The following is a 16,636-nucleotide window of genomic DNA, read 5'->3' on the forward strand; positions in this document are numbered from 1 at the left end:
AAGATTTTTTAGCTTTTTTTTATGCTTTATTTAGTCAAATATTAATACAAACAGTCTGTACCTTTGTGGCCTAAAAAAAAATTGCCATGAAAGACATTGAGCAAATTTACCGAAACGATTTTGGAATTTCATTTTATTGGAAAGAAGGCAACGAAATCATAGCAGATAAAATTCAGTTGCTTTTTAAACAAATGGGATTTTATTTTTCAGTTCAGGAATTAAATGAATTTCACGATTTAATTGAAGACTGTGTTACAGACCAAAATGATTATGATACAAGCGGTGTGAAACGCGTCTTTGATAAATTTTTATTGAAAACACCTTATGTTGCAATAGATTTAGAAATATCACCGATTGAATTAAATTCCATAAAAGATTTGGTTGACGGTTCATTATTCCGACTTAATCTAAATGAATATATTTACGGTTCTGGCATGAACTAAGACATTTCTAACTATCTCACCTAGAAAATCCCCGCTTTTACTTTAGCACAATGTGCTAGCTGAAAAAAGATTTTTTTAAAACTTTTATGATTTTTTTATTTAGAATTAATATAAATAATATTTATATTTGTCTGAATAAAAGGATTTACGATGAGAGAAATACAACAAATCTACCATAATAATTTTGGCATAGCATTTTACTGGAAACAAAATAACCAGACCATTCTGGACAAAGTACAATTGGTTTTTAAGGAAACGGGATTTTATTTTACCATTTCTGAATTGAATATGTTTTGCGATTTGATTGAAGATAGTTTAATCGAAAACAATTGCTGCGAAGCTTGCGAATTAAAATATTCCTGTCACAAATTCTTATTAAAAACACCTTGTTCTTCTATAGATTTAGCGGTTAATATGACGGAATTAAAATCGATTAAAGATTTAGTTGAAGGATCGCTATTCAAAATCGAATTAGATGAATATGTTTACGGACCCGGAATGAATTAAGATTCGAATTTCTTAAGTTCGAAATTTTCACCGTCAAAAACACCATAGGTAAAATAGCCGATCCAATCGCCCAGATTTACATAATTGGAATCTTCGCCAACAGGAATAATCATAGGTAAATGACGATGCCCAAAAATGAAGTAATTATAATGCTTGGTTTCCAGTTTACGTTTGGCGTATAAAACCAGCCATTCGTTTTCTTCACCCAAGAATTTTACATCTTCATCACCAGAAATCAGTTTGTTTTTAACCGATAAATATTGAGCCAAACTTACACCCACATCCGGATGCAACCAACGAAAAAGCCATTTTGAAAACGGATTCGTAAATACCTTTTTCATTCTTTTATATCCTTTATCGCCAGGACCTTTTCCGTCACCGTGGCCAATTAGAAACGTTTTTCCGTTAAAAGTAAATTCTTTGTTATCATGATAAACCGGAATATTCAGTTCAGTTTGGAAGTAATCATTCATCCACAAATCATGATTTCCAACAAAAAAGTAAATCGGAATACCGCTGTCGCGAATTTCAGCCAGTTTGCCTAAAATACGAACAAAACCTTTTGGAACAACCGTTTTATATTCGAACCAAAAATCAAACAAATCACCCAATAAAAAAATAGCTTCAGCATCTTCTTTAACCTCATCTAGCCACGCCACAAATTTCTTTTCGCGCGGCAAACTCAACTCAGGAGTTGGCGCACCAAAATGCTGATCTGAAGCAAAATATATTTTTTTCATTTAGATTATTAGATTGTTAGACTTCTTAGATTTTTAGACAACTAAGAAAAATCTTTGAACTTTGAACTTTGAACTTTTTTTACAAATTATCCGATGCATACCATTCTGCGAATGACGACTCTGTTTCCTGAAGTTTAAGTGAGAAAAGAGAAATTCCGGCAGGAAGTCTTCCGATAATTCTTTCGGCAAAATCAACAACCATATTTTCGCTTGTTGGCTGATAATCTACCAAAATTACGTGGTGCCCACGGTTTTTCAGTTCGTTTGCCAATTCGATATGTGGCGTAGTCTGATTAAAAACAGTAGCATGATCAAACTGATCGACGATTTCTTCTTTTACAATTTTTTTTAGGTCCGAAAAGTCAATCACCATTCCGAATTTCACATTCGATCGATCCGTAATTGGCGAGCCAATAACTGTTACCGACAATTTATAACTGTGTCCGTGAACGTTCTTACATTTTCCGTCGTAGCCGTACAAAGCGTGGCCGGTTTCGAAACTAAATTGTTTTGTAATTCTGATATTACTCATCGATGTTTAATTTTAAGCTTGCAAATTTACAAATTAATAACCGTTTTCGTCTCTTTTTTTAGCACGGTTATACATCCAGTACGCAATTCCTATTAAAATGACAAACGGAATGAAAGATCCGATTACAACGCCAATTTGATAACCGCTGTCTGGTGCACTCTTAATTTTCTCTGCGACATCTACTTTTTGTAGTAATGAAATAATATGCATATTTAAAAATTTGTTCTAAACGCATAGCAATGTTTTTTAATGCAAGTGAAACGCCTTCTTAGTCAAAACTAGAAAACTAAGTTTCTATGTGTTTAAATTATTCGTATTTCTTATTTTTTAAACTGAAGCAACGCGTTTCTGCTAAAATCAGATAAAACCAGTTTTCCGGTAATTGCGGCTCTTTCAAAAAGAAGTGATTCCCAATTTTCTGTATTTTCCCAAATAATTTTCTTCATTTCCCGCAATGCTTCCGGATTATAAGAACTTATTCTTTTTGCAAAATCATCAATTTTAAGATCCAGACTAAATGATTCGCAAACCACAGAGAAAAGTCCTTTTTGAAACGCCCATTCTGCGGATTTCCATTCATTTGCAGCCAGCGTCATTTCTGTCATTGCCGTTTTTCCTATTTTTCGCGAAACAGCCGGTTCGATTACAAAAGGTCCAATTCCAATTGCCAATTCTGATAATTTCACATCACTTTCAGGAGTTGCAAAAACATAATCACAAGCCGCAATAATTCCGACACCGCCACCAACAGCTTTTCCTTGTACACGGCCAATAATTAATTTATTACAGTTGCGCATCGCATTAAGCAAATGAGCGAAACCGGAAAAGAATTCTGTTCCTTGTTCTTCATTTTCTATTTCCAAAAGCTCGTCAAAAGAAGCGCCAGAACAAAAAGCCCTTGCTCCTTCACTTTTCAGAATGATAACCGAAACATTTTCATCTCTGCTTAGCAAATTAATTTCTGCCGTAAGACGATCTAATAATTGACGCGGAAAAGAATTACTCGCCGGATGCCCAAATTCAACAGTTGCAATCGTACCCTGAAAAGAAGTTTCTAAACTTCCTTTTACACTTTCTGAACTCATAAAAATAGATTTAAACGTAAAGTTACGCTTTTGAAAAATAATTCTCCTGAATCTTCTCGAAATTTGTTTTTTGAAAATTTATTGTCTTTATTTGCTAACGCTTTGGGGGATTAGCTCATTTGGCTAGAGCGCTACGCTGGCAGCGTAGAGGCGACCGGTTCGAATCCGGTATTCTCCACAAAATTAAAAACCCTTGTAAAAATAAATTTACAAGGGTTTATTTTTCTATAATCTCACAATCTTGTCATTTCGAGGAACGAGAAATCTCCGCAAGTGACTCCGTACCGTAAATCCAATCTTTGTAGAGCTTCTCGTGGAGATTTCTCGTTCCTCGAAATGACAAACTGCATAGTTAAGACCAAAAAAATCTGTATTTTGAAATAACTTTTACTTATTTTTCATTTGCCGAATCGTCGGCATCAATTCTATCTTTTTTTGCTTTTTTGAAATCGTTATTCAGCAAATTTTCCAATTTCTTTTTCTCTTTAAGATTTTTTCTGATTGTTAAAACGACCAAAACAACGACCAAAATTGCCACTACTCCTATTATATTCCAATTAACATCCATAATTTAAATTTTAATTAAATGTAAAAAATTTAAACTAAATCGCGTATTATCAAAATGTTAAGAGTTCATCGTGTAGTTTTTTTTTAATTATAAGCAGAAAATTCAGTTTTCAAAACAACACTCGTCCCGCTCTACACTATATCTTTTATGGCGAACACCGCCACAAAAGGATATCGTTTCGATCGGGGCTAAATTAGAAGGTTTTGTTTTTATATTCTATTCTAATAATAAAAGTGTCCTGTTAATCAATTCATTTTTATACTTCAAAACATCATCAACACTGCTTAATAAATATTCATTGTTTTCGATAACAATCTTCAATTTTGAATCACTAAAAATCAATTTACAAATCACTTTTTTTAAATTATCATCAACACTGATATTAAAAAAACTTTTAAAATCTTTAAAGAAAATTCTTTGACTTGGTATCTTTTTATTCTGAATCAATAAAGTTCTTATGGTATGATAAGCTTGAATTTCTGTTTCGGTTGTTATAATTCCTCCCGTGTTTGAATTAGATTCAGAAATAACTTTTTTATCATATAAAGACTTTAACAAAGCCGAATTAATCAAATTGATCATTTTGCCTTGCGTTTCTTCAGTAAACTTTGTTTTGAAATTCATATTTCTATGAATAATTTTCAACAAATCCTTAGAAGGTGCTATAAATTCTTTTAACAGACTTGCTTCAAAATCTTCTACAAAAACACATTCTTGAGCTGTTTTAATTATCTCATTTATGACTACATATCTTTTATCGAATTTGATTAAAGTTTCTAAATCTTTATCCGAATAATTAGTCAAATTAAATACAAAAAAGGGTTTTGAATCAATAACATTAGGCAATAATATATCCGAATAAAACCTATATTCAATTCCGTTGGTTAAAACTGCAATTCGAGAACTTTTAGTATTATTAAAGTATCCATTAAGTTGTCCAGCTTCTTTATCACTTAGCCTGCTGTTATACTTTTTTGCTTCAATTAAAATAGTTTCTTTTTTATTGAGTAGAATAGCATAATCAATTTTTTGACTTACTCTATCCCCAAAATCAGCATTAAACTCAGGTATTAAATCATTAGAAATATAATTAAGAAGATGAAAAAAAGGTTCTATCAAAAATTTACGAGTTTGGGCTTCATTTGTGCACAATTCTATTGCATCGTTAATTTTGAAATTTTCTAATGTTTTTTTTAATTGATTAATTGACTGTTTAGGGATGTTTGTGGTCATTTTTGATGGTGGTTAGTTAGACAAATTTCAAGAAACAAAACACTAATATCTTAAAAATTAATAATTTAAAAAATTAGCATTACAAATTAATGTCTCTCTCAACCAAAATTAACCTTTTAACAGAACAAGATATTAAGTATTAATACCTGATTTGGTATTATTATTTACCCGAAAAATTAAACTTTGCGCATTCGCGACTTTGCGAGTAAGAAAACCTACCTCAACAAAAACCCCATTCGAATACTTCCAAAAAAGTAACCAGAATTAGTATCAAATTTAGGATCTTTTAATTCTCTTCCACGGTAAATAAAAGAATACGACATATTGAACTTGTTATGACGGTATTTTAAACCAGCTTCGAAGTTGAAACGAAAAGGCTCCAATTCAAAAGTCACTGGACTTGTATTGCTGAACATACTTCCTTCAATCGTTGCGTCGTAAAACTGATAATTGATGCTCGGCATGAAGTAAAAATAAAATTCCCTCATATTCAATTGCTCGTTGGCACTTACCGAAGCATCGTGTAAATTGGAGTCATAAAGAGGAATCAGTTCTTTGAATCCCAATCTTACCATAACTCCAGTCGAAATACCAGAGAAAATGGTTCCTAAATTAGCTTCGGACTGAAAATGAATATCGGCATAATCACTATGCTCCGACGGAAACATTTCCTTAGAATAAAGTATGTGAGCCTGAACGGCCAAAGCATTATGAAGCTGGTTTTCCCAACCATACACTTTTTTATAGCCAATTAGTTCATGAAAACTTTCCTGAGTTTGGCGTCCAAAAGCGTTTGGCCCCATATAACCCAATTGAAAATCTGTTTTTAAAACCGATTCGCTTTGATAAAAAAAGCTTCGGCCTGCTTCGGCAAAAAGATAACCTGTAAAAGGGCGGTCATTTTTATGAACTGCTTCCTTGTTAATAAAACGCGGATTATACAGATATTGTCCGAAACGAAATTCAGTAATTTTTTTATTGATTTTCGGATTTTCATTTTTTGATAAATACCGGTAGAAAAACTCCAGACCGTTTGTATAATACATATCGTTTTTAGACGAAGTATATAAATCATTATCAGAAATAAATCCGAATTCTTTTGTGTTTGCCTGTCCGAAAACTAAAGTTGTTGCCAATAGGAAGACCGCAAATAAGGCGTTTTTATTTCCCATTATAATTTATTTTTCCAACATAACGCATTTCGCGAACAATTCGCTCTTTTCTTCTGTTGATATAACTTGACGAACCAGTCGCTTTAAATTTTCTCGGATTTGGCAAAATTGCAGCAATTCCAGCGGCTTGCATTGGCGTTAAGCTCGAAGCATCGCGTCTGTACCAATGTTCAGTCGCGGCATAAGCGCCATAAACACCATCGCCCATTTCGATACTGTTCAAATAAACCTCCATAATTCTTTCTTTGCCCCAAATTATTTCAATCAAAACAGTAAAATAAGCTTCAAGACCTTTACGTAGATAACTTTTTCCTTGCCACAAAAAGACGTTTTTAGCTGTTTGCTGCGAAATCGTACTTCCGCCACGAATTCGGCGTCCGCGCTCATTACTTTTATAAGCCTTTTGAAGCGCTTTAAAATCAAAACCATTGTGCGATAGAAAAGTTCCGTCTTCACTGGCAATTACTGCTTTCTGAAGATTCATCGAAATTTTATCAATTGGTTCCCAATCGTGATCAAAATAAACTTCTTTTCCTGCCCATTTATTTTCAATTGCACGAATGATCATTAAAGGTGTAAACGGCACCGGAACATATTTAAAAAATATCACCGATCCTATAGAAAGTCCGAAAAACCAAAGCATTAATTTGATAAAAAACCATTTTACTTTTTCTCCAAAAGTTCGATTGCTTTTTTTCTTCGCTGCTGGTTTCGCTTTTCCCGCGGCCGGTTTTTTTGGTGCTGGTTTTTTGGTTACTGCCATTATATTAAATCTGCTAATTCTGTTCCTACTAAACTTCCTATTGCCACTCCCATTCCGCCCAAACGTACTCCACAGTACACATTTTCAGAAAGTTGAGAAACAATCGGACTCTTACTGTTCCCGACTCCCATAATTCCACTCCAACGATGCGAAATTTGGAAATCCTGATTTGGTAAAATTACATTTTTCAGCAAATCTTCCAATTTATTTTGAACAATTTTCGTCTGCCCAAATTCTGTAGTAGTTTCTTGCTCAAAATCAAGATTTCGGCCTCCGCCGAGTAAAATACGATTATCGATATTTCTAAAATAATAATAACCGCGATCTAAATGAAACGTGCCTTTGATGTCTAAATTATGAATAGGTTCAGTAATTAAAACCTGTGCCCGAGCGGGTTTTACGGCTCCCTTTGTTAGAGAATTGGCAAAACCGTTTGTTGTAAAAAGTAATTTTTTGGTTTTAAAACTAAAATCATTTACTACAACTTCAACATGGTTTCCGGCATCGAGATATGAATTTACTGTCTGTTGGTTAAGTATTAAAACATCGGCTGAAATCGCATGTTTCAATAACGCCTGCATCATATTCCCTGTATCAATTTGCCCTTCAAACGGATTAAAAATGAGATACTCCTGAATGTTTTCAAACCCAAAACGATCTATTTCTTTTGAAAAAACATCGGCTTTAAAAAGCGGTTTCAAAACCTCATTCACAAAAGGAATTTTCGAAATGTATTCACTAAATCCCAATTCATCTTCTTTTAGAAATAATTCGTAACCGCCATGAGGCTTAAAATCAATAGCCGAATCTCCTAATCGCTTTCGTAATAACTGCAAACCTTTCCAACGTTTTTCGATCAGATTTACAACATCATCTTCCGAATGCGTTTTTAAATCTTCCATAATTTCAGAAAGACTTCCGAAACAGGCAAAACCGGCATTTTTTGTACTCGCGCCTTGAGGCAACATTCCTCTTTCTAAAACCAGAATTTTAGCTTCTGGAAATCTTTCGCGTAAGCGTAATGCCGTATGCAGACCAACAATGCCGCTCCCAACAATAGTGTAGTCGACATTTGTGAACCAATTTTTTAATTCCCAATAGCTAAGTTCCATTTTCAGAGTTTTTTATAAAAATAATGATTTTTTTGAACCATATAAGTAATATAAGTTCATTTAAATTCTTTGTCAGGCTGAGCGTTCCGAGACTTCGGGAGAAGCCATTCACTGTGCGCCCTTCTCCCGAAGTCTCGGAACGCTCAGGGTGGAAATACAATATTATAAGTTGTAAAAAATAAAAATTGGAATTTGAAAAATTGAAATTTACTTCTAAACTTTAACAATAAATTGGAATCCGGAATTTCACATATTGGAATTTAAATGTTGTATTTTTAGCACCTCAAAAAAAAGAATTTTTTATTATGAAAAAAGTAGTAGTAACAACATTAATAATGATGAGTTTAAACGCTATTGGACAAAATGTAATGTCTCCGGAATTATTATGGAAATTGGGCCGAGTTAGTGCGCTTGGACTTTCAAAAGACGAAAAAAATGTTGTTTTTAAAGTTTCTACACCTTCTGTAGAAGAAAACAAATCGCATTCTAAATTTTACACCATTCCTGTAAATGGCGGAAATGCAACTGAAATCAAAGACACGAAAGAGGTTTTAAATGATAAAAATATTTCGCCAGACGGAAAATTTTTAGTTTACAACGATGAAGTAAAAATTGACAAAGTTTTAGGAAAAGATTTTTATCCAAAACTAGACAAGTCTGAAGCTCAAATTTATGATGGTTTAGATTACCGTCACTGGGACACTTGGAATGAAGGTAAATTTAACCACGTTTTTTACAAAGAAAACAAAGACGGTGCTGCAGGAATTGACATTTTGAAAGGTGAAACTTTTGATTCTCCGCAAAAACCTTTTGGTGGTGACGAAGATTATATCTGGTCTCCTGACGGAAAAAGCATCTTGTATGTTTGCAAGAAAAAAGCCGGAACTGCTTATGCAATTTCGACAAATACTGATATTTATGAGTACAATTTAGAGACTCAAAAAACGATTAACAGAACTGAAGGTAATTTAGGTTACGATACCGCTCCACAATTTTCTCCAACAGGAAATCTAACGTGGTTGCAAATGAAACGTGATGGTTACGAAGCCGATAAAAATGACATTATTGTTGATTTTAAAGGAATGAAAATTAATCTTACTGCAAATTGGGACGGAACTGTAGATAATTTTATCTGGAGTAAAGATGGTAGAAACGTTTATTTTGTTGCGCCTGTAGATGGTACAAAACAATTATTTGTGGTGAACTTTCCTGGATTGACTAAAATTGCTATTCAGGTTCGTCAAATTACGAAAGGCGATTTTGATGTAAATGATTTAGTAGGTTTTGCAGGTGACGAAATTATCGTTACAAGAAATGATATGAATCACGCTCCGGAAATTTATTCTTTCAACTTAAAGAAAAACAGCTGGAAACAACTTTCTAATGTAAATACAGAAACGTACAAAACATTAGCGTTAAGCAAAACAGAAAAACGTTATGTAACAACAACTGACGGTAAAAAAATGTTGGTTTGGGTAATCTTACCTCCAAATTTTGATGCTACAAAAAAATACCCAACATTATTATTCTGTCAAGGTGGTCCACAAAGTGCATTGACACAATCGTATTCTTTCCGTTGGAATTTCTCTTTAATGGCTGCTAAAGGCTATGTAGTTGTAGCGCCAAACCGTCGCGGAATGCCAGGACACGGTGTTGAATGGAACGAACAAATTAGTAAAGATTGGGGCGGACAAGTTATGGACGATTACCTTTCTGCAATTGATGATGTAGCGAAAGAAAGTTATGTTGACAAAAGCCGTTTAGGATGTGTTGGTGCAAGTTACGGAGGATATTCTGTATTTTACTTAGCTGGAATTCACAACAACCGTTTCAAAACTTTTATTGCTCACGACGGAGTATTTAATACTGTAAGTATGTTAGGAACTACTGAAGAGGTTTTCTTTAACAACTGGGATTTTGGTGGTGCTTACTGGGAAAAAGACAATGCTGTTGCTCAAAAAGCGTATACTACATTTAACCCTGCAACAATGGTTGAAAAATGGAATAAGCCAATTTTGATTTTCCAGGGAGGAAAAGATTTCCGTGTGCCAATCGGGCAAGGACAAGAAGCTTTTCAGGCTGCTCAATTAAGAGGAATCAAAAGCCGTTTTGTTTATTTTCCAGATGAAAATCACTGGGTGTTAAAACCGCAAAATGCACAAGTTTGGCAAGGTGAATTTTTTAAATGGTTGAACGAAACATTATAATATAAGTTTTTAAAACGCATTTAATAGCCACAGATTTTTACATAATCTGTGGCTATTTTGCTTTAAGAACCTTTGAATTATGTAACACTTTGATCTTAATTTCTCTTTTAAAAACAGATTTTTTTAGATAAATTGCAGTGAATTCAAATTTTAAAACTTCCCAATCTCAACAATAACAATCTATGGAGAGCAAAAAAAGTTACACAGCCCTTAAAGTGCTCTTTAGCTACGTTGCATTATTGGCTCTTGTTGTTACGGTTGGCTGGTTTTTATATTCGGAAAATGTGGTTTATAACAAACTGGAGGATAAAATTGCCTTCGAAAAAACCAAGATTTTAAGAGTCAGCAAACTTTTTTCGAATGTTTATAAAACGGAAAGTTTAGCACGAAAAACGATTCAGACCAACTCTGAAAAAGACTTCAAAAGTTATGTTATTGAAACGGATTCTTTACGTGCGAGAATCGATACTTTGAAACAAATTGTTACTACAGAATATCAAAAAGTACTGCTTGACAGTGTAACGTATTTATTGGCTGAAAAAACCAAAAATATCCAGCAATTAAAAACGATAAAAAACAAAGCGGACGATGAAGTTTCGGTAAATACGGCGATTGATGAAATTACCAAAATGGAGTTCAAACTTCGTAAACTCGAACTTCAGGATTTTACTAAAAATCCAAATCAGCTTGGAAGTTATCAAAAAAATGTCCTTCAGAAATATGTCGATTATCTAAATCAGAATATTCCGGATGACAGTACCAATACGCTGAGCAAAAAAGCTTCTGATTCTATTTTGGCTAATTCTAAAAAGCTGTTAAGCTCTGTAAAATTAAGAGCCGAAAAGAAAAAAGAATCCTTAAATTTTGAGGAAAATAAATTGCTGAAAAATGAAATTGCCATTTCTGAACAGCTCCGAAAAGTACTTCGAATTATCGAAAGAGAAATCATTATCAATTCGATAAAAAACAATTCTTTAAAAGAAAAATCACTTAAAAAGGTCAATGAAATTGTTACGGCATCCGCTATAATTGGACTAGTTCTTACGTTATTCTTTTCTATTTTAATTGTGAGCGATTATTCTAAATCTCAGGTTTATAAAAAGCAGCTTGAAATTGCGAATTTTAAAACCAAAAATTTATTGAAAAGCCGTGAACAATTAATTTCAACTGTCAGTCACGATTTAAAAACGCCTTTGAGTACCATTGTTGGTTATTCTGAGCTTTTGGGCAATTCTGATGTCAATACGAAGCAGTCTTATTTTATTAAAAACATTAAAAATTCTTCGGAATATATTACACAACTGGTTCAGGACTTACTGGATTTCTCCCAAATAGAAGCCGGAAAAATTACGATTGAAAAAGTTCCATTTTCACTTTCGGAGATTATTGACGAAGTTGGCAAAAGCATTCAGACGGTTTACAAACACAAAAACATCGATTTAATCATTAATACCGATGAAAAACTAAACGGAAAAATTGTTGGAGATCCCTTTCGACTGAAACAAATTTTGAGCAACATCATCGGAAATGCTTATAAATTTACGGAAGAAGGTTACATTAGAATCAGCGCTTATCCGGATGAAGATTCTCGTTTTTTTGTAATCACAATAGAAGATACCGGAATTGGAATTGAGAAAGGAAATCAAAAATTAGTTTTTGAGGAGTTTGCACAGGCAAATGAAAACATCGAAAAAAAATATGGCGGAACTGGTTTAGGTCTTTCTATTTGCCAAAAAATCATTTCGATTTTAGGAGGAACCCTAAATCTTGAAAGCACTTTTGGAAAAGGAAGTACTTTCGAGATCAAACTTCCGTTATTATTGGATCAAAGTGTCGCAAATCCTGTGACTGAATTAAAAAAATCTGTGGTTCAAAATACTAAAACACAAACTTTTATTGTAGTTGATGACGACATAAATCTTCTGAATTTAACCAGCGGTGTATTAAAACAAGAAAAACATCAGGTTTTATCGTTTACCAATGCCAGCAAAGCTTTGGAAGCGATTCAGAAAACCAATTTTGATTTTGTTATTACTGATATTCAAATGCCTGAAATGGATGGTTTTATGTTTCTTGAAAAACTAAGAAAGAGCTCAGTATATGTTAATCAGCCTGTTATTGCACTTACCGGCCGAACCGATTTAGAAATTTCTGTTTATACAGATGCCGGTTTTACGACTGTGGTTAAAAAACCTTATTCGCCGAAAATATTGCTGGATACTATCCGAATTATTTTAGGAAATGAATTATTGCCAAAAGCAGATTTAAAAGAAATCGAAAAGAAATCTTCTAAAATCTATTCTTTAGATACGCTAAAAGAGTTTTTGGGCAACGATCAAAATGCATTAAATGATGTCTTACGATCTTTTATCGAAAGTACCAATGAAAATCTTGTTTATCTGAAAAATGCCATTACCGACAAAAATGTTGCCGAAATAAATGCTATTGCTCATCGAATCGCACCCATGTTCAAGCAAATTGAAGCTTATGAAATTGGTGAAATTCTAAAAACTTTAGAAAGCAATGATTTTGAAATGATAGCAGTACAAGATATACACACCGATTTAGAGCAAAGAATTGGTTCTCTCTTTAAAGCATTAGAGCAAGAAATCGTTTAATCGATGTTGTATTGCTTTAATTTATTGTAAAGTGTCTTTCTGGTAATTTTAAGCAATTTTGCTGCTTCAGATTTATTATTCTGCGTTTTTGACAATGCGTGAATAATAGTTTCCTTTTCATTCTCAGACAAAGAAAAATTACTTACAGTGTCAGCATTATCCTGTTTTTGAACCTGAAAAAACTCAGCTGGTAAAACATCGCTTTCTATATAATTTCCGCGAGATAAAAGTGTTGCGCGTTTTACACAATTCTGCAATTCACGCAAGTTTCCCGGCCAATTGTAATTTTGAAAAATAGCTACCACTTCCGGAGAAAACCCGATAACATCTTTATTCAACTGCTGATTGGCTTTTTCTAAAAAATAATCGGCAAAAACCATTAAATCTTCTTCTCTATCTTTTAACGATGGAGAAAGAATTGAAAACTCATTGATTCTATGGTATAAATCTTCTCTAAAATCGCCATTTTTTACTGCTTCACGCAAATCTTCATTTGTTGCTGTAATAATGCGGATATCGACGTTTATTTCCTTATTGCTTCCAACAGGTTTTATTTTTCGTTCCTGAAGCGCTCGCAATAACTGAATTTGATTTTCATAAGATAGATTCCCTATTTCGTCCAAAAATAAAGTTCCGCCGTTAGCCGCTTCAAAATAACCCATTTTATCACTGATCGCGCCGGTAAAAGAACCTTTCAAATGACCAAAAAATTCACTTGCTGCCAATTCTTTCGGAATTGCGCCACAGTCAACGGCAATAAAATTATTATTCTTTCTGTTGCTTTGCTGATGAATGCTTTTGGCAATAATTTCTTTTCCTGTTCCGCTTTCGCCGATAATCAAAACTGACATATCCGTTGGACTTACCAATTGAATATGATCTAATAATTTTTTGGAAGCTACAGAAATTCCTTTTACAAATTCATTTTCTGTTGAAGTTTGCTTTTTAACCGGTTTTTTATTTTCCTTAGAAGGGATTTCTTCTTCAAAAGTTTGAAGTGCATTTGTAATAACAAGCAAAACCTCATCCGGATTGAAGGGTTTGGAAATATAATCGGCTGCACCATTTTTAATGGCTTTCACCGCAGTATTTACATCCGAGTAACCTGTCATAAGAACGACAGGAATTTGAGGATAATCATTTTTAAATTCTGACATTAGTCCAATACCATCAGAATCCGGCAAACGAAGATCAGTCAAAATCAAATCAAATGATTCGTTTTTGATTGCTAATCTGGCTTCGGCAGCAGAGAATGCTATTGTTACATCGTATGCTTTTTTTATTAGAAACTTCTCTAATAATTTACAAAACGAAATATCATCTTCTATCAATAATATTTTTGACATCTGTTTTTAGGGACTTTTTTGCTAAAATAATACTATTAAAGTTGTATTCTCACAAAATTATGCAAAAAAAAAAGAGATTGCCGGAAGCAATCTCTTTTTCACCAAAAACATAAATCTAATTCACCTAATTATATTTATAATATATTTATTATATTTTCAGCCAATTGCCATTGACATCTGAATAAACAGTAGCCTTCTGGTCCTTAACTGATATTTCTAATTTGTATTCTTTTTTTTCATTTACAAACGCTTTTTCCAGTTTTGCATTTGGATAAGCAGTTTGCAGAGCCGTTTTTACAGCAGCTGGAACAGCATCTGCAGTAACTTCAGTGTATTCTGTCTGAACAGAAATGGAAACTTCTATTTTATTTTGAGTTGTCGCTGCTGTTGCAGTAAAAGACAAACTACCCAAAATAATAGCTGTTGCACAAACTAACTTTTTCATATTGCTCTTATTTAAAATTATTTTTTAATAATATTTCCTGAAGCATCTGTAAATACAGTATACTTTTTTTCACCACTAGCTATTTCAAGCTTGTATTCATTCTTTTCGTTTTTGTACGCTTTTACAAGCTTCGTTCCTGGAAAAGATTTTTCAATAGTCGATTTTACTGCTGCCGGAACAGCATCTGCTGCAACCTCAGTATATTCGTCCTGAACATTTACTGAAATTCCTGTTTCAGTTACTGCAACAACTGGTGCTGCGTGCATTGACAAACTCGCGAAAACGATGGCTGCCGAAAAGATTAGCTTTTTCATAATGTAGTGGTTTTATAGTTATTTTTTAATGATGTTTCCTTTTTCATCAGTATAAACAGTTGACTTTTCACCTCTTACAGTGATTTCAACTTTATACTCTTTTTTGTCATTGACAAAAGCTTTTTCCAATTTTACTCCAGGATAAGCATTATCCAAACCTGTTTTTACTGCTGCCGGAACAGCATCAACTTCTTTATACTCGTCTTGAAATTTTACTACTGGAGTTACTGAATTCACATCAATAGTACTTGCTTGTGTTGACAACCCTCCTAATAGGATTGCTGCCGATAAGATTAACTTTTTCATAATAATATTTTTTTTAGTGTTAACTAATTATTTTTTAATCCAAGATCCATCTGCATTTGCATATAATGAACCTACTTTGTCGCCTACTGTAATCTCAAGCTTGTATTGAGAAGCTGTGTTTTTGTAAGCTTTGTTAAGAACTGCGTCAGGATATGCTTTTTTAAGTGCATCAGTAACTGCTGACGGAACTTCTTCGGTTTTAATTTCTGTGTATTCGTCCTGAATAGAAATTGATTTTACGATTGAACTTGTTATTGGCGAAGTTGAAGCAAATGATGTTAAACCTCCCAGAACGATTGCGGCTGATATAAATAATTTTTTCATGATAGTAATTTTAATAGTGTTTAATAATAATTTGATTGGAACAAAAAGGGATTATTTTTTAATCCAGGTTCCGTCTGCATTTGCATATAAAGAACCCACTTTATCTCCAACTGCTACTTCCAGTTTATATTGAGATGCTGTATTTTTGTAAGCTTTTGTAAGTACTGCGTCCGGGTAAGCTTTTTTAAGCGCATCAGTAACTGCTGTTGGAACTTCTACCACTTTAATTTCAGTATATTCGTCCTGAACTGAAACTGTTTTTACGATTGGATTTGTAATTGAAGAAGTTGAAGCAAATGATGTTAAACCTCCCAAAACGATTGCGGCTGATAAAAATAAATTTTTCATGATAGTGATATTTTAATATTGTTAATTTGATTTTAGTATTCTGAAACTGGATTTTCACGAGTACTCAAATTGATTACTTTTGAATCCAGGTTCCGTCTGCATTAGCAAAAAGATTCCCAACTTTTTCACCAACAGTAACATCTAATTTATACTCTGATTTTGCATTTTTATATGCTTTAGAAACTACTGCATTTGGATAAGCTTTTTTTAAAGCTTCTGTAATTGGAGCAGGTAATTCTTCTAACTTAATTTCAGTGTATTCGTCCTGAAGTGAAATTGTTTTTAGAGTAGAATTTGTTAAGGGTGTAGTCGAAGCAAATGAAGTTAAACTTCCCAAAACAATAGCGGCAGATAGAAATAATTTTTTCATAATGTATGTATTTAAGTTTTTAATAGTTGTCTACGCTAAGAATAAAGAAACTATTGTGCCGTAAATGAATACATATGAGCAAAAACGCTTTAAACACCTTATTTTAAAGGGCTTTATATCAAAATCAATAAAAAATAACACTTGTAGAAAAGTGTATAAAACAACAAAACAGTGTGTAAAAAGTATACACTTTTTGTGTTTAC

Annotated in this window: 20 protein-coding genes and 1 tRNA gene; 5 read left to right on the forward strand and 16 right to left on the reverse strand. The window is 33.2% G+C overall.

The genetic code is table 11. The annotated features are described in order from the left end of the window. The first annotated feature begins 86 nt into the window (after window positions 1–86). Complete coding sequence (locus BD847_RS06350; RefSeq protein WP_115887464.1) at window positions 87–443, forward strand: hypothetical protein; 357 nt, start codon at window positions 87–89, stop codon at window positions 441–443. 150 nt (window positions 444–593) lie between these two features. Next, window positions 594–950 carry a hypothetical protein gene (locus BD847_RS06355; RefSeq protein WP_115887465.1) on the forward strand — a complete coding sequence of 119 codons (357 nt, stop codon included), beginning with the start codon at window positions 594–596 and terminating at the stop codon, window positions 948–950. Here the strand turns inward: BD847_RS06355 and BD847_RS06360 are convergent. From BD847_RS06360 to BD847_RS06370, 4 genes are all read right to left on the reverse strand, one after another. Beyond that, a complete protein-coding gene (locus BD847_RS06360) occupies window positions 947–1,690 on the reverse strand; it encodes a UDP-2,3-diacylglucosamine diphosphatase (RefSeq protein ID WP_115887466.1) in 744 nt (247 codons plus the stop codon). The two genes, BD847_RS06355 and BD847_RS06360, sit on opposite strands and share 4 nt — an antisense overlap. A gap of 79 nt (window positions 1,691–1,769) precedes the next feature. Further along, on the reverse strand, window positions 1,770–2,222 hold the full coding sequence (locus BD847_RS06365; protein ID WP_115887467.1) for a 6-pyruvoyl trahydropterin synthase family protein: 453 nt from the start codon (window positions 2,220–2,222) through the stop codon (window positions 1,770–1,772). 33 nt (window positions 2,223–2,255) lie between these two features. After that, window positions 2,256–2,432 carry a hypothetical protein gene (locus tag BD847_RS20805; protein WP_167443829.1) on the reverse strand — a complete coding sequence of 59 codons (177 nt, stop codon included), beginning with the start codon at window positions 2,430–2,432 and terminating at the stop codon, window positions 2,256–2,258. A 110-nt stretch (window positions 2,433–2,542) separates the two neighbouring features. After that, entirely contained in the window at window positions 2,543–3,307 is a 765-nt protein-coding gene (locus BD847_RS06370; protein ID WP_115887468.1) for an enoyl-CoA hydratase/isomerase family protein, read from the reverse strand. A 104-nt stretch (window positions 3,308–3,411) separates the two neighbouring features. Here BD847_RS06370 and BD847_RS06375 point away from each other — a divergent pair. Beyond that, a tRNA-Ala gene (locus BD847_RS06375) sits at window positions 3,412–3,485 on the forward strand. Window positions 3,486–3,698: 213 nt separating this feature from the next. Here the strand turns inward: BD847_RS06375 and BD847_RS20810 are convergent. From BD847_RS20810 to BD847_RS06395, 5 genes are all read right to left on the reverse strand, one after another. Next, on the reverse strand, window positions 3,699–3,875 hold the full coding sequence (locus tag BD847_RS20810) for a hypothetical protein (protein WP_167443830.1): 177 nt from the start codon (window positions 3,873–3,875) through the stop codon (window positions 3,699–3,701). Window positions 3,876–4,091: 216 nt separating this feature from the next. After that, entirely contained in the window at window positions 4,092–5,108 is a 1,017-nt protein-coding gene (locus tag BD847_RS06380) for a type I restriction enzyme HsdR N-terminal domain-containing protein (protein WP_115887469.1), read from the reverse strand. Window positions 5,109–5,323: 215 nt separating this feature from the next. Further along, the gene (locus tag BD847_RS06385; protein ID WP_115887470.1) at window positions 5,324–6,280 is read right to left on the reverse strand and encodes a lipid A deacylase LpxR family protein; all 957 of its coding nucleotides are present in this window, start codon (window positions 6,278–6,280) and stop codon (window positions 5,324–5,326) included. Further along, a complete protein-coding gene (gene mtgA / locus BD847_RS06390; protein WP_115887471.1) occupies window positions 6,270–7,043 on the reverse strand; it encodes a monofunctional biosynthetic peptidoglycan transglycosylase in 774 nt (257 codons plus the stop codon). The genes BD847_RS06385 and mtgA overlap by 11 nt, the downstream gene beginning before the upstream one ends. Then, window positions 7,043–8,155, reverse strand: coding sequence for an NAD(P)/FAD-dependent oxidoreductase (locus BD847_RS06395; protein WP_115887472.1), 1,113 nt, complete (start codon window positions 8,153–8,155; stop codon window positions 7,043–7,045). Before BD847_RS06395 ends, mtgA begins: the two co-directional genes overlap by 1 nt. Before the next feature lie 305 nt (window positions 8,156–8,460). On the opposite strand from BD847_RS06395, the gene BD847_RS06400 reads away from it, so the two are divergent. Both BD847_RS06400 and BD847_RS06405 read left to right on the forward strand, forming a co-directional pair. Continuing rightward, complete coding sequence (locus tag BD847_RS06400; RefSeq protein ID WP_115887473.1) at window positions 8,461–10,362, forward strand: S9 family peptidase; 1,902 nt, start codon at window positions 8,461–8,463, stop codon at window positions 10,360–10,362. 182 nt (window positions 10,363–10,544) lie between these two features. Next, the gene (locus BD847_RS06405; RefSeq protein ID WP_115887474.1) at window positions 10,545–12,980 is read left to right on the forward strand and encodes a hybrid sensor histidine kinase/response regulator; all 2,436 of its coding nucleotides are present in this window, start codon (window positions 10,545–10,547) and stop codon (window positions 12,978–12,980) included. On the opposite strand, the gene BD847_RS06410 is transcribed toward BD847_RS06405, so the two are convergent. From BD847_RS06410 to BD847_RS06440, 7 genes are all read right to left on the reverse strand, one after another. After that, window positions 12,977–14,326 carry a sigma-54-dependent transcriptional regulator gene (locus BD847_RS06410; protein WP_115887475.1) on the reverse strand — a complete coding sequence of 450 codons (1,350 nt, stop codon included), beginning with the start codon at window positions 14,324–14,326 and terminating at the stop codon, window positions 12,977–12,979. The two genes, BD847_RS06405 and BD847_RS06410, sit on opposite strands and share 4 nt — an antisense overlap. A 148-nt stretch (window positions 14,327–14,474) precedes the next feature. Continuing rightward, window positions 14,475–14,771, reverse strand: a complete 297-nt coding sequence (locus BD847_RS06415; protein WP_115887476.1) for a hypothetical protein — start codon at window positions 14,769–14,771, stop codon at window positions 14,475–14,477. Window positions 14,772–14,788: 17 nt separating this feature from the next. Then, the gene (locus tag BD847_RS06420; protein ID WP_115887477.1) at window positions 14,789–15,085 is read right to left on the reverse strand and encodes a PepSY-like domain-containing protein; all 297 of its coding nucleotides are present in this window, start codon (window positions 15,083–15,085) and stop codon (window positions 14,789–14,791) included. An 18-nt stretch (window positions 15,086–15,103) separates the two neighbouring features. Further along, window positions 15,104–15,391 (reverse strand): hypothetical protein, encoded by a 288-nt coding sequence (locus BD847_RS06425; RefSeq protein WP_115887478.1) that lies wholly within the window; start codon window positions 15,389–15,391, stop codon window positions 15,104–15,106. Between the two features lie 27 nt (window positions 15,392–15,418). After that, window positions 15,419–15,715, reverse strand: coding sequence for a hypothetical protein (locus BD847_RS06430; RefSeq protein ID WP_115887479.1), 297 nt, complete (start codon window positions 15,713–15,715; stop codon window positions 15,419–15,421). A 51-nt stretch (window positions 15,716–15,766) separates the two neighbouring features. Beyond that, on the reverse strand, window positions 15,767–16,063 hold the full coding sequence (locus tag BD847_RS06435; protein ID WP_115887480.1) for a hypothetical protein: 297 nt from the start codon (window positions 16,061–16,063) through the stop codon (window positions 15,767–15,769). A 73-nt stretch (window positions 16,064–16,136) separates the two neighbouring features. Beyond that, on the reverse strand, window positions 16,137–16,433 hold the full coding sequence (locus BD847_RS06440) for a hypothetical protein (RefSeq protein WP_115887481.1): 297 nt from the start codon (window positions 16,431–16,433) through the stop codon (window positions 16,137–16,139). Window positions 16,434–16,636 lie beyond the last annotated feature (203 nt).

It is taken from the genome of Flavobacterium cutihirudinis (assembly GCF_003385895.1).
In the GTDB taxonomy this organism is placed as follows: domain Bacteria; phylum Bacteroidota; class Bacteroidia; order Flavobacteriales; family Flavobacteriaceae; genus Flavobacterium; species Flavobacterium cutihirudinis.

Coding starts and splice junctions, on each gene's coding strand:
- BD847_RS06350 (WP_115887464.1), top strand. CDS start 87: ATGAAAGACATTGAGCAAATTTACCGAAACGATTTTGGAATTTCATTT.
- mtgA (WP_115887471.1), bottom strand. CDS start 7,043: ATGGCAGTAACCAAAAAACCAGCACCAAAAAAACCGGCCGCGGGAAAA.
- BD847_RS06415 (WP_115887476.1), bottom strand. CDS start 14,771: ATGAAAAAGTTAGTTTGTGCAACAGCTATTATTTTGGGTAGTTTGTCT.
- BD847_RS06360 (WP_115887466.1), bottom strand. CDS start 1,690: ATGAAAAAAATATATTTTGCTTCAGATCAGCATTTTGGTGCGCCAACT.
- BD847_RS06365 (WP_115887467.1), bottom strand. CDS start 2,222: ATGAGTAATATCAGAATTACAAAACAATTTAGTTTCGAAACCGGCCAC.
- BD847_RS06400 (WP_115887473.1), top strand. CDS start 8,461: ATGAAAAAAGTAGTAGTAACAACATTAATAATGATGAGTTTAAACGCT.
- BD847_RS06425 (WP_115887478.1), bottom strand. CDS start 15,391: ATGAAAAAGTTAATCTTATCGGCAGCAATCCTATTAGGAGGGTTGTCA.
- BD847_RS06385 (WP_115887470.1), bottom strand. CDS start 6,280: ATGGGAAATAAAAACGCCTTATTTGCGGTCTTCCTATTGGCAACAACT.
- BD847_RS06405 (WP_115887474.1), top strand. CDS start 10,545: ATGGAGAGCAAAAAAAGTTACACAGCCCTTAAAGTGCTCTTTAGCTAC.
- BD847_RS06435 (WP_115887480.1), bottom strand. CDS start 16,063: ATGAAAAATTTATTTTTATCAGCCGCAATCGTTTTGGGAGGTTTAACA.
- BD847_RS20805 (WP_167443829.1), bottom strand. CDS start 2,432: ATGCATATTATTTCATTACTACAAAAAGTAGATGTCGCAGAGAAAATT.
- BD847_RS06370 (WP_115887468.1), bottom strand. CDS start 3,307: ATGAGTTCAGAAAGTGTAAAAGGAAGTTTAGAAACTTCTTTTCAGGGT.
- BD847_RS06440 (WP_115887481.1), bottom strand. CDS start 16,433: ATGAAAAAATTATTTCTATCTGCCGCTATTGTTTTGGGAAGTTTAACT.
- BD847_RS06430 (WP_115887479.1), bottom strand. CDS start 15,715: ATGAAAAAATTATTTATATCAGCCGCAATCGTTCTGGGAGGTTTAACA.
- BD847_RS06395 (WP_115887472.1), bottom strand. CDS start 8,155: ATGGAACTTAGCTATTGGGAATTAAAAAATTGGTTCACAAATGTCGAC.
- BD847_RS06355 (WP_115887465.1), top strand. CDS start 594: ATGAGAGAAATACAACAAATCTACCATAATAATTTTGGCATAGCATTT.
- BD847_RS20810 (WP_167443830.1), bottom strand. CDS start 3,875: ATGGATGTTAATTGGAATATAATAGGAGTAGTGGCAATTTTGGTCGTT.
- BD847_RS06410 (WP_115887475.1), bottom strand. CDS start 14,326: ATGTCAAAAATATTATTGATAGAAGATGATATTTCGTTTTGTAAATTA.
- BD847_RS06380 (WP_115887469.1), bottom strand. CDS start 5,108: ATGACCACAAACATCCCTAAACAGTCAATTAATCAATTAAAAAAAACA.
- BD847_RS06420 (WP_115887477.1), bottom strand. CDS start 15,085: ATGAAAAAGCTAATCTTTTCGGCAGCCATCGTTTTCGCGAGTTTGTCA.